This is a genomic window from Blautia sp. An81 (assembly GCF_002161285.1).
Lineage (GTDB): Bacteria > Bacillota > Clostridia > Lachnospirales > Lachnospiraceae > Blautia > Blautia ornithocaccae.
In genome coordinates this window covers 161,405-173,251 of record NZ_NFHH01000007.1, presented here as the reverse complement: position 1 = coordinate 173,251, position 11,847 = coordinate 161,405, and the positions used below count along the sequence as shown (strand labels likewise).

Here is an 11,847-nt window from a genome sequence, read left to right as displayed (position 1 = left end):
AGGTCTTTCCAATGGAAGTGGATAAAACCAATGGAAAAGCCGGAGAATGTAGATAACCCGTTTTTTTAGAAAACTCTCCATCCTAAAGCAGGCAGATATATTTTTACCTTTCAAAACTGGGGAAGGGGGAGTTGGATTGACTTACATATTATATTTTGCTAGAATGTCTTCGGAGGTTTTGCAATGAATTACATTGTGTTTGACTTAGAGTGGAATCAATGCCCCTATGGAAAAGAAAGAGAGAACAAAAGGCTTCCCTTTGAGATCATAGAGATAGGAGCTTTAAAATTAGATGAGAATCGGAATTATGTAGATTCTTTTCATCAGGTAATAAAACCGGTTGTCTATAAAAAACTGCATTATCGTACTAAGGAAATCCTGGATATTAAAGGCTCAGACCTGGAACAGGGGCTCCCTTTTACGGAGGCGGTAAAAAATTTTATGAAATGGTGCGGTCCCAAAGCAAAGTTCTGCACATGGGGTTCCACAGATCTGGTGGAACTTCAGAGAAACATGAAGTACTATCATATGCTGAACTTGCTTAAGGGGCCGATTTTTTATTATGATATACAGAAACTTTTCGGTCTGGTATATGAGGGGCAGCGTACGGCCAGATCTCTGGAAAGTGCTATCGATTATCTGGATATGAAAAAAGACGGGCAGTTTCACAGAGCCCTGAACGACGCATATTACACAGCTGAGATTTTTAGGGATATACCTGAGGGAGAAGCCCAAAAGTACTATTCTATCGACTGCTATCAGAATCCCAAAGGAAGACGAGACCAGATTTATACGGTATTCCCGGAATATTCCAAATTTATATCCAGAGAATTTCCTTCCAAGGAAGAGGCTATGAAAGACCGGGATGTTACCAGGACCAGATGTTTTATCTGCGGCAAGACGGCAAAGAAGAAGATACGCTGGTTTTCCGTGAATACAAAGGCTCATATGTGTCTGGCTTTCTGCCCGGAACACGGCTATTTCAAGGGGAAGGCAAGACTGAAGAAGACGGATGAAGGAAAGTATTATGTGGTAAAAACACTGAAGAAAATTGAGCAGGAGGAAGCTGAGCATATCAGAGAGAAGAGAGATACGCTCAGAAAAAAACGCCGTCAGCGAAGACATCAGGAAAAATAATAGAATTTACGAAGGAGGATTATCAGGCTTTTATGGAAGCGCAGGAAAAACAAGAAGAAAATAAGATGGGTGTCATGCCGGTAAACCGGCTTCTGATCACCATGTCTGTGCCGATGATGATATCTATGCTGGTACAGGCTCTATATAATATCGTAGACAGTATGTTTGTTGCTCAATTAAATGAAAATGCTCTGACAGCAGTTTCTCTGGCCTTTCCTATCCAGAATCTTATGATTTCTGTGGGAGTGGGAACTGGTGTAGGTATTAACGCCCTTTTGTCCAGAAGTCTGGGAGAAAAGGAGTATGACAGGGCCAATAAAACTGCCAATCATGGACTATTGCTGGCTTTTTTAAGCTATGTGGTTTTCGCTGTGGCAGGGCTTCTGGGCAGCGGATTTTTCATGGAGGTTCAGACTGCAGATCCACAGATCATAGCTTACGGCACGGACTATCTCCGCATTTGTACGATCATGTCTTTCGGAATGTTCTTTCAGATTACTTTAGAAAGACTGCTGCAATCTACAGGAAAAACAATCTACACTATGTGGACCCAGATGCTGGGAGCGATCATTAATATCATTATGGATCCTATTATGATCTTTGGCCTGTTTGGATTTCCCAGAATGGAGGTGGCAGGAGCCGCCCTGGCTACAGTTCTGGGACAGATTATTGCAAGCATTGTAGCACTTGTAGTAAACAGAAAGAAAAACCGGGAGCTTCATCTTACCTTCCGGGGATTCCGCGTTTCAAAACAGATCATCCGGAGCATCTATGCAGTGGGTGTGCCGTCTATAGTTATGTCTTCCATCAGTTCAGTGATGACTTTTGGTATGAATAAGATTTTGATCGCCTTTTCTTCTACGGCTACAGCTGTATTCGGTGTTTACTTTAAGCTCCAGAGCTTTGTATTTATGCCAGTCTTTGGCTTGAATAACGGCATGGTGCCCATCGTGGCTTTTAATTACGGAGCAAAGAAGAAAGAGAGGATTAAAAGAACAGTATTTCTTGCCTCCTGTTATGCTACAGGGATCATGCTGCTGGGCATTGTTGTATTCCAGCTGTTTCCGGCCCAGCTTCTGGCAATCTTTAATGCTTCGGAAAATATGGTTCAAATAGGAACTATCGCTCTGCGGCTTATCAGCCTGAGCTTTGTGTTTGCAGGATTTAATATCGTATCCTCTTCTCTGTTCCAGGCCTTGTCCCATGGCATGCTCAGTCTGTGGATGTCTCTGGTGAGACAGCTTTGTGTACTGCTCCCGGCAGGGTATATCCTGTCAAAAATAGGCGGACTGGATGCCGTGTGGTGGGCATTTCCCTTTGCGGAAATTTTTTCTCTGATTCTCAGCCTGGGGTTCAGAAGGTATATTTACCGAAAAGAAATTGATCCTTTAGAGGAGGATTAATAGAGCGGCGTCTCAAAATATTTTTTTCTATATTCTTTTGGAGTGCAGGAATACAGCTCTTTGAAGATTCTGTTAAAGGTTTGCTGGCTGTGATACCCGCACTCCATTGCTATATTGGTGATATTTAAGTCAGTATTGATCAGCAGATATACAGCGTAATCAATTCTGAGAGAATTAATATAATGAAGAAAGCTGACTTTCAGCACATTGGAAAAAATCCGGGAAACCGCATATTTTCCTATACCAAAGGCTGCTGCAACGCTGGCAAGAGAAATATCTTCTGTAAAGTGCTGAGAAATGTAGGCAAGGATATCACTGGTCAGATCTTGGGGCATATACTCCTGATAATCTGCCAGAGAAAGGTAAGGGAAGACACGAATTAGCAGCAATGTAACTAGACTGCTAACGAGTTCGGGGGGGGGGGTGTGGGAAGTGCCATAATGTGACGCCTCAAAAAGCCGGTGTTCTGCATACAGCACATCCTCATGGATCTGAGACTTGTGAAGAACAGGATTCTTAGGATATTTCCCTAACAACTGAGTTTTTAGCATGGGCAGCAGATCTACATAACAATTCATAATATGAAGCTGGGTATTCCCAATGGTGGACGGAGTATGATAGTCATGAGGGATATTAGGAAAGACCACAGCAATTTCGCCAGTTTCTATCCGATACTTTTCTGTTCCTATCTGCATTTCTGTTATTCCCTTAACAGCATGTACTACTTCAATATATGGATGAACGTGAAGCGGATATTGCAGCGGATTCGTTTCATTTACGATAAAAAAAGAACTTTCTTTACTCTCATAGAACATTTTGCCATATCTCCCTTGCAATAATTGTGTGTTATTTCGACTTAATTAGGAATTATTATACGATAGTATTTGTTATAATGTCAAATAACAGAGGAAAACAAGTGAAAAACTTGTACCTAATGAATAAAAGACTTCCGGTGCGCGCAGGAGAAGTGTTTTAGACATGTGCAGATTGTACAGATATATTAAAGGTTTTGGAAAGGAGATACAATATGCAAAAAAAATATTTAAAAGCAATCAGTGCATTAATGTGTACGGCTATGTGCGTTTCTCTGGCAGCATGTGGTTCCGGCGGAGGTTCTGATGAAGGCGGATCTGGTTCCGGATCATCAGGAAGCGGCGGATTGGAGATCGCTTATAACCTGACTACAGACGATTTTTCCGTGTTTGAGGATATCATCAATGATTTTTCAGAGGAGACCGGCATTGATGTAACCATTTATAATGGAGGCGATGATTATGAGTCTGCTATGAAAACTCGTATGTCCTCCGGGGATCTTCCAGATATGTGGGTTACCCATGGATGGAGTCTGATCCGTTACAGTGAATATATGATGGATCTTAGCGATCAGGAATGGGTAAGCAATATTGATCCAGGTTTGAAAGAAGTTATTACAAATGATAACGGAGAGCTGTTTATTCTGCCTATTACTCAGGCTGTAGTAGCTATTATGTATAACAAAGATGTACTTACTCAGGCTGGCGTAGATGCTACCCAGATCAGAACCTGGGATGACTTTGCAGCAGCATGCCAGTCTGTTCTTGACAATACAGACGCAGCGCCTATCGAGATGTGCCTTGGTGACGGATATGATTCCTATTCCTTAGAATGTATCTGGCCAACATTATATTCTAATGAAGACGTTGCTTCAAATCAGGCAGATGCGCTGAAAGACGGAAGCTTTGACTGGGAAGCAAATGGAACAGAAGGCTTCCAGATGATTGCTGACTGGTATAATGCTGGATTTTTGAATGAAGATTATGTAAGCTGCCAGAAGGACGATGTATGCCAGGCTATGGCTAATGGAGAAGGAGCATTTTCACTTTATTCTACAGAGATGATTCCTTCTGTACTGGCATATAACGAAAGCGCAAATATCGGAATCCTGCCGGTTCCTGCCAGCAGTGATGATGGCGCATCTTACTTCGGCATTGGAGAAGGAAACTTCAGCTGCTTCGGAATCTGGAAAGATACAAAATATGAAGATGAATGCAAGCAGCTCCTGGAGTACCTGGCACAGCCTGAGATAGCAGTTCAGATTACCCGTATTGACGGTGGTATTCCTGCTCTGTCAACTATCGAGCTGGAGTCAACAGACCAGGCAGCTTATACAGCTAATGCATATAGTGAAGCTCAGACTCAGTTTGAGGGAGACCTGTGCTATGACAACTTCTTTGACAGAGAGTATCTGCCAAGTGGTATGTGGAGCGTTATGGCTGACGCAGTGGCCACCCTTTTGGCCGATGGTGATCCAGAGGGCAGCATGGATGCGGCAGTGACGGCTGTAGCAGATAATTATAATGACTTAATGGGCAACTAAACATAAGTCTGGTAAAACGGCAATATAGTTCTTAAGCAGGCTTTGGGTCCGGATACAAGGCTTAGGATTCGGACTCAGAGCCTGTTTCTATGTTGATAGGAGCGATTATGACTGAAAAAAGAAAGAAAAAATTAAACTGGTTTTATCTTCCGGCGGTGGTACTTATGCTGGCATTTATTGCATATCCTCTATGCAACGCTATTTATCTGTCTTTTTTTAACTGGAACGGATATTCTGTGAATAAAGAATTTATCGGGATACAAAACTATGTGGCCATGTTCAAGGATGAGATATTCATTTCCTCTCTGAGAAATACCTTGATCTACGGCTTCGGATGTACGATCCTGCAGCAGGTGATCGGTCTGACCCTGGCTCTGTTCCTGAATACGAAATTCAAGGGAAGAGGAATTATAAGAACTGTAATCTACATGCCAGCTATGGTGTCTGGTCTTGTAATGGGATATATTATGTACTTCTTCTTCCAGTTCAATGGCGGCGTAGTAAACGATATTCTGGGATTTTTAGGCCTTTCCGGATACGACTGGCTGGGAAATGGAACCTCTGCTATCGCTGTGATCGTATTCATTAATACCTGGCAGTTTGTAGGTGTCAGTATGGTAATCTATCTGGCAGGAATCCAGGGTGTATCCCAGTCTTATATTGAGGCGGCTACTGTAGACGGTGCAAATGCATGGGAAAGATTCCGGTATATAATCTTACCGCTTCTGGTACCGGCTCTTTCTTCATCTGTAATCTACAATCTGATCGGCGGATTGAAACTTTACGATGTAATTATAGCCCTGACCGACGGAGGTCCGGCCAGAAAGACACACTCTCTGGCTACTTACATTGCCAACCGGTATTTTGATGCGGAACGTGCTGGCTACGCAGCGGCTATTGGTGTATTTTCCTTCGTTATGATCATGATCATATCCATGATCGTTAACGGATATTTCCGCAGGAAGGAGGTAGAAGTATAATGAGCAGACTGAAATTACCAGGAAAAAATAAACAGCAGGGAAATTTTACAGAAATAGACGAGATGAATGAAAAGATGCCTTTTCGGGCAAAGGACTGGTGGAAATAATTGTTCTGGGCTGCATGGCATCTTATGCACTGGCCAGGAACCAGTCAAAGCTGAATGAGATTGTCCGCAGTCTGATCATGTCTGTAATGATGATCACCCCTCTTACCATATTGGTCGGCGTATATTCTACAATGTCCAATATACATGCTACCTCTACTTATTGGGGTATGGTATTGGTGCTGAGCGCTTTCGGACTGCCCCTGGTTATCTTTTTGTATACTAATTTTATATCCTCTATACCAGTAGCATTGGATGAAGCGGCAGCCATAGACGGGGCCAGCAACCTTCAGATTTTCTTCAAGGTTATCCTGCCCCAGCTGAAAACAGTTACTGTAACTGTAATTATTCTTCAGGGAGTCAGTGTATGGAATGAATATACTTATGCCTACTATTTCCTGCAGCAGACTTCTATGAGAACCATTACTCTTGTAATCAAGACATTCTTCTCAGCAGTGTCAAATGATTACGGAGCTGCGGCTGCTACGGCAGTTATCGGAATGATGCCTTTGATCATTGTATATCTGTGTCTGCAGAAATACTTTATCCAGGGGCAGGTAGACAGTGCTATTAAGAGCTGAAAAAGGAGTATGACATTTGAAATTTACAGTAGATGCGCCGGTTTTTAATAAAACAAACCAGGTGGCGGATATACTGGGAGCTGGTTTTCTCTGGCTTATATGCTCAGTGCCGGTGGTAACTATCGGGCCGGCTACGGCAGCTTTGTACTATACAGTAGTAAAGGTTGTCCGAAGAAACCGGGAAACTGTGGTAAAATCTTTTTTTCACTCTTTTAAAAACAACCTGGGACAGGGAATAATCCTTACGATTCTATATCTGCTTTACGGAGCGGCCATTGGACTTTACATCCTGGCTGCACTGGAGGGCAGGATACAGATGAATCCATACATCATCTGTACTCTGGGCATTATTCTGGCATGTCCCTTTTTGTTTACCATAGTTTATATATTTCCAGTAATCTCCCGTTTCCAGGCAGGTTTGATCAGACAGATCCAATATGCACTTTATATGTCCATCAGGCATTTCCCCAGTACAATAGCGTTGCTGGTTTTACTGGCTTTTACGGCTGTTCTGATTTATTTTGTGCCTTTTCTTATGGCAATCCTGCCGGGATTTTATGCTTATCTGGGGTCCTTCTTTATTGAAAGGATTTTTAAGAAATACTTAGCAGAAGAAATAAAAAAATACAAAGACCCAACAGACCTTCCGTGGTACTTGGAGTAAAGGAGGAAAAATGACAAGAGAGATTAGGATTGAAGAAAATGGTTTGCGAGTAAAATTTCTGATCTGTGAGAACGGAGTAGTTGAACTTCAGGATTTTTCTTCTTCTCAGGTCCCTGAAAAAGCCAGGAGTGTAGAAAGAAAAAAGAGCGATCCGGAAAACTATCATCCTGTAATGGAAGTGCAGATCAGCGGAAAAACTACCAGGGGAATGCATGGATATAAACATAATCTCAGCAGTGCTTCCCTGGATTTCCGATATACCGGACATTATTTCGAGGAAAGAGAAAAAGGCAGGGAACTTATTATTTCAATGGCAACAGACTATGGGCTGAAAGGAACTTACCATATGCGGTTTTTTGAGGGGATTCCTGTAGTCCAGACCTGGAGCTGCCTGGAGAATCAGGGAACAGAAGACTTGGGGCTTGAATATGTTTCCTCCTTTATTTATCAGGGGATCAGTGGAAATGGTGAGAAGCCCTACTATGAGAAAACGGAGATTTATGTACCCAGAAACAGCTGGTCCTGTGAGGCTCAGTGGGAAAAGAAAGACATCAGAACAGTCAATCTTTCCGGTATGCCGGTAGATGGCTTTAATACACCGGGATTTGGAATTAACCGTTACTGTTACAGCGGCAGAGGTTCCTGGTCTTCCTGTGAATATCTTCCTATGGGATTTGCCCGCGATACAGAAACGGAAGAAACTTATTGCTTTCAGATTGAGCACTCCGGTCAGTGGCATGTGGAATACGGCTCTGATTTAGAAGGAAAATTATATCTGGCTTTAAGCGGTCCCACAGAGGCGGAGCAGGGATGGTGGAAGAATCTGAAGCCAGGAGAGTCTTTTGCTACAGTTCCGGTGGCCTTTGGAGCAGCAAAGGGGGATGTCAGCCAGGGCGCTGCAGCGCTTACTCAGTACCGCAGAGCAGTTCGAAGAAAAAATGAAGATGATGAGAAACTGTATGTGGTATTTAACGATTATATGAACTGTCTTATGGGAGACCCTACCGATGAAAGGGAAAGAGCCATTATAGATAAGGCTGCGGAAATGGGCTGTGAATACTACTGCCTGGACTGCGGCTGGTATGACAAAGGCTACTGGTGGGACAGAGTAGGAGAATGGAAAGAATCTCCGGAACGTTTTCCAAATGGTCTGAAGGCTGTCTGTGATTATGCCAAGAGCAAGGGTATGAAAATGGGCCTGTGGCTGGAAATCGAGGTCATGGGAACTGCCTGTGAACTGGCTCAGAAACTTCCGGACGATTGGTTTATCTGCCGACATGGAAAACGTCACGTAGATAACAAGCGGTATCTTTTGGACTTCCGGAATCCGGAAGTACGTAAATATTGTATGGATACCATAGACAGGCTGATCCGGGATTACGGAGTAGAATACTTTAAGATGGACTATAATGTGACTATGGGCTATGGCAGCGACTTGAACTCTGACAGCTGTGCAGACGCTATCATGGAACATTATAAATATCTGTATCAGTGGTATGAGGAGATTTTCCGGAAGTACCCGGATCTCATTATTGAAAACTGCGGTTCCGGAGGTCAGAGAATGGACTATGGAATGCTGAAGATCTTAAGCCTTCAGTCTACCAGCGATCAGACAGACTATATTTATAATTCCTATATTGCTGCAAATGTAGCCAGTGCCGTAACCCCGGAACAGGCAGGTATGTGGGTGTATCCCTATGAAGATGACAGAGAGCACACGATTTATAATATGGTAAACGGACTGCTTCTCCGCCCCTATGTCAGCGGCATGGTGTGGAAAATGAGCGGCAGCAATCTGGAGCTTATGAAAGAAGGCATAGATTTATATAAACAGATACGCGGAGAGATTAAAGAGGCGGTGCCCTTCTTCCCATTGGGATTCTGTGATGTGAGAGATTCTGTGCTGGCCTATGGATTAAAAGGGGATAAGAACACTTACCTTGCTGTGTTTATGCCTCATGCCAGAGAGGGAAGCATTCCTATTGATTTTGCGGACCAGGTAGAGGCAGTTTCTGTAATTTATCCGAAAGAGGAAGACTGCAGTTATTGTCTGGAAAATGGAGAGCTGAAGATAGCTATGCCTCAGGAAACTTGTGGACGGCTTTTCAAATTTACATTAAAATAACGAAAAGTACTTTAAGAAGCAGGAGGAACATCAGGTGAATAAAAATGAATTTGCCCTTACGCCCCCTATGGGCTGGAACAGCTGGGACTGCTATGGGGCGGCAGTAACGGAAAAGGAGCTTCTGCAGAATGCAGATTATATGGCAGAAAACTTAAAGGAGTTTGGATGGGAGTACATAGTCTGCGACATACAGTGGTATGAGCCGGCGGCTGATTCCAGCCACTACCGGAAATTTGCAGATATCTGTATGGATGAATACGGAAGAGCTGTTCCCGCTCCAAATCGTTTTCCTTCAGCGGCAGAAGGCGGCTTTAAAAAGATTGCAGATTATATCCATGAAAAAGGATTAAAATTCGGCATCCATATTATGAGAGGAATTCCCCGCCAGGCAGTGGCGAAAAATACACCTGTAAAGGGGACGCCCTATACGGCCAGGGATATCGCCCATCCTTTCTCTATCTGCTGCTGGAACACAGATATGTACGGTGTGGACACTACAAAACCGGGAGCCCAGGAATATTATAATTCTATTATCGAGCTTTATGCTTCCTGGGGAGTGGATTTTATCAAAGTAGATGATATCTGCGTAAAGTATGGCAGACCAAATGATGAGAGCACTATTGCCTATGGAGGAGACGAGATAGAAATGCTTCGGGCAGCTATTGATACCTGCGGACGGCCTATAGTCCTGAGCCTTTCTCCCGGACCGGCCATGCTGGATAAGGCAGAGCATCTGAGCAGGAATGCCAATATGTGGAGAATCACAAATGACTTCTGGGACCGGTGGACGGACATTATGGAGATGTTTGACCGATGCCATGAGTGGAGCCCTTATGTGGCCCCAGGCTGTTTTCCAGACTGTGACATGCTGCCCTTAGGACATCTGTCTATTAAAGGCTGCGAGCATGGGCTGGGAGAACGCCAGACCCTGCTGTCAAAAGAAGAGCAGAGAACAATGCTGACTCTGTGGTGCATTTTCCGCTCTCCCCTAATGCTGGGATGCGAATTGACAGATATGGATTCCTGGACAAAGAGCTTGGTGACCAATCCGGAGGTCCTGAGTCTGTTGAAAAAAGGAAAAAATGCCAGACAGGTACTCCGTTCCTTCGATTTGATCCTGTGGAAAGCAGAGGATGAGGAAGGAAATATATATGCCGCAGTCTTTAATACAGCAGACTGGGAGGAGCGGTTCAGCGTGAACCTGGAAAAGCTGGGAATAGAGGGAAAAGCAGCTCTCCGTGATATGTGGGAGAGAAGAAATCTGGGAGAAGTGGAGACGAACATTACGGTAACACTGAAGGCCCATGATGCAAAATTATTTAAATTATCTGTAAAGTAAGAAAATAAAAGCGGTCTGACCCGACTGAGAAGTTCGCGGGTCAGGCCACTTTTTTATCTCTCTGGCACAATCTCCAGCCAGTATCCATCAGGGTCTTTAATGAAATAAATTCCCATATCCGGATTCTCAAAGCAGATGCATCCCATCTCTTCATGAAGTTTGTGGGCCTGGTCGAAATCAGCAGTACGGAAAGCCAGATGGAACTCACAGTCTCCCAGATTGTAATCTCTGTCAAAGTCCCGGAGCCAGGTAAGCTCCAGCTCAAAATCTGTAGTGTCATTTCCAAGATACACAATGATAAAGGAGCCATCTTTTGCCTCTGTGCGGCGTTTTTCTTTCAGACCAAGGGCTTTTTCGTAGAATGCCAGAGAACGGTCTAAATCTCTTACGTTATAGTTTTCGTGGATCATCTGAAACTTCATTTATTTGTCCTCCTTGTCTTCTGGACAGTTCATAATCTGTCCTTCCTTTTCTAGAATCATGATCTCATTTTTATGGGCTTTCCCAGTGGGAGTGGAAAGATATTTTGGAATAACGGAGAAATCTTTCCAGAAGTGCATGGGAAAAGCGTATCTGGTTCTGGTGTTTTCCAGTATATAAGAAAATCCCTTATCGTACCATTCTTCCTGCCTGGGGTCCAGAGGCAGGAACGCGGCAAAAAGCTCCAGGCCTTTCAGTGGTTCGGTATACTTTTTGAAATTTGCTGTCATATTGTTATTGTATTGTTTCGATTCCCCCGGCCATACCCACCAGTTTAAATCCCCAGCATGATAAATGTTTTTGTCTTCTGTGTGTATCAGAAAAGCTACACCGCAGTCTGTGGAATGGAGGGTTTTTACAGTCATAGAACAGGTGGCGCCATTCCAGGTCAAGGTAAGAGATTCCTCAGCTTTCATAAAATGCAGGCCAGATAAGTCCATGTGATCTCTCATGTACCGTCTGGTATCGGAGGAGAGGATGTAATGAATTTCTTTTGGCCCGGTGATATGAAAAATTTTCGGATTAAAATGGTCCTGATGCCGGTGAGAGACAAAGACAAAAAGAGGCTTGTCTTCATCTGTTGCAGGAATTTCTCCCTGGTAATAATCAAAGAGACAGCAGCAATGGGAAAATTCTGCCAGAAAACCGCTGTGACCAATATAAGTTATTCTCATCTGT

At 43.6% G+C, this 11,847-nt stretch carries 11 protein-coding genes; 8 read left to right on the top strand and 3 right to left on the bottom strand.

The window, feature by feature from the left end:
- Positions 1–183 precede the first annotated feature (183 nt).
- Positions 184–1,137 (top strand): 3'-5' exonuclease, encoded by a 954-nt coding sequence (locus B5G33_RS08525; RefSeq protein ID WP_087417327.1) that lies wholly within the window; start codon positions 184–186, stop codon positions 1,135–1,137.
- A 32-nt stretch (positions 1,138–1,169) separates the two neighbouring features.
- Positions 1,170–2,540 carry an MATE family efflux transporter gene (locus B5G33_RS08520; RefSeq protein ID WP_087417326.1) on the top strand — a complete coding sequence of 457 codons (1,371 nt, stop codon included), beginning with the start codon at positions 1,170–1,172 and terminating at the stop codon, positions 2,538–2,540.
- On the opposite strand, the gene B5G33_RS08515 is transcribed toward B5G33_RS08520, so the two are convergent.
- A complete protein-coding gene (locus tag B5G33_RS08515; protein ID WP_087417325.1) occupies positions 2,537–3,355 on the bottom strand; it encodes an AraC family transcriptional regulator in 819 nt (272 codons plus the stop codon). The two genes, B5G33_RS08520 and B5G33_RS08515, sit on opposite strands and share 4 nt — an antisense overlap.
- Before the next feature lie 212 nt (positions 3,356–3,567).
- On the opposite strand from B5G33_RS08515, the gene B5G33_RS08510 reads away from it, so the two are divergent.
- The 6 genes from B5G33_RS08510 to B5G33_RS08485 all read left to right on the top strand — a co-directional run bounded on the left by B5G33_RS08510 (position 3,568) and on the right by B5G33_RS08485 (position 10,689).
- Entirely contained in the window at positions 3,568–4,896 is a 1,329-nt protein-coding gene (locus tag B5G33_RS08510; protein WP_087417324.1) for an ABC transporter substrate-binding protein, read from the top strand.
- A 107-nt stretch (positions 4,897–5,003) separates the two neighbouring features.
- Entirely contained in the window at positions 5,004–5,876 is an 873-nt protein-coding gene (locus B5G33_RS08505) for a carbohydrate ABC transporter permease (protein WP_087417323.1), read from the top strand.
- 97 nt (positions 5,877–5,973) lie between these two features.
- Positions 5,974–6,561 (top strand): carbohydrate ABC transporter permease, encoded by a 588-nt coding sequence (locus B5G33_RS08500; RefSeq protein WP_242974603.1) that lies wholly within the window; start codon positions 5,974–5,976, stop codon positions 6,559–6,561.
- Between the two features lie 16 nt (positions 6,562–6,577).
- The gene (locus B5G33_RS08495; RefSeq protein WP_087417322.1) at positions 6,578–7,225 is read left to right on the top strand and encodes a YesL family protein; all 648 of its coding nucleotides are present in this window, start codon (positions 6,578–6,580) and stop codon (positions 7,223–7,225) included.
- Between the two features lie 10 nt (positions 7,226–7,235).
- Entirely contained in the window at positions 7,236–9,350 is a 2,115-nt protein-coding gene (locus B5G33_RS08490; RefSeq protein WP_087417321.1) for a glycoside hydrolase family 36 protein, read from the top strand.
- A 34-nt stretch (positions 9,351–9,384) separates the two neighbouring features.
- Positions 9,385–10,689: a glycoside hydrolase family 27 protein gene (locus B5G33_RS08485; RefSeq protein WP_204247351.1), complete on the top strand. Its 1,305-nt coding sequence runs from the start codon at positions 9,385–9,387 to the stop codon at positions 10,687–10,689.
- 53 nt (positions 10,690–10,742) lie between these two features.
- Here B5G33_RS08485 and B5G33_RS08480 read toward each other — a convergent pair whose 3' ends face one another.
- Both B5G33_RS08480 and B5G33_RS08475 read right to left on the bottom strand, forming a co-directional pair.
- Positions 10,743–11,111, bottom strand: coding sequence for a VOC family protein (locus B5G33_RS08480; protein ID WP_087417320.1), 369 nt, complete (start codon positions 11,109–11,111; stop codon positions 10,743–10,745).
- On the bottom strand, positions 11,112–11,843 hold the full coding sequence (locus B5G33_RS08475) for an MBL fold metallo-hydrolase (RefSeq protein ID WP_087417319.1): 732 nt from the start codon (positions 11,841–11,843) through the stop codon (positions 11,112–11,114).
- Between the last annotated feature and the right edge of the window lie 4 nt (positions 11,844–11,847).

Bases quoted from the DNA above. Each gene is read 5' to 3' on its own strand.
- B5G33_RS08525 (WP_087417327.1), top strand. From the start codon at position 184: ATGAATTACATTGTGTTTGACTTAGAGTGGAATCAATGCCCCTATGGA.
- B5G33_RS08520 (WP_087417326.1), top strand. From the start codon at position 1,170: ATGGAAGCGCAGGAAAAACAAGAAGAAAATAAGATGGGTGTCATGCCG.
- B5G33_RS08515 (WP_087417325.1), bottom strand. From the start codon at position 3,355: ATGTTCTATGAGAGTAAAGAAAGTTCTTTTTTTATCGTAAATGAAACG.
- B5G33_RS08510 (WP_087417324.1), top strand. From the start codon at position 3,568: ATGCAAAAAAAATATTTAAAAGCAATCAGTGCATTAATGTGTACGGCT.
- B5G33_RS08505 (WP_087417323.1), top strand. From the start codon at position 5,004: ATGACTGAAAAAAGAAAGAAAAAATTAAACTGGTTTTATCTTCCGGCG.
- B5G33_RS08490 (WP_087417321.1), top strand. From the start codon at position 7,236: ATGACAAGAGAGATTAGGATTGAAGAAAATGGTTTGCGAGTAAAATTT.
- B5G33_RS08480 (WP_087417320.1), bottom strand. From the start codon at position 11,111: ATGAAGTTTCAGATGATCCACGAAAACTATAACGTAAGAGATTTAGAC.
- B5G33_RS08475 (WP_087417319.1), bottom strand. From the start codon at position 11,843: ATGAGAATAACTTATATTGGTCACAGCGGTTTTCTGGCAGAATTTTCC.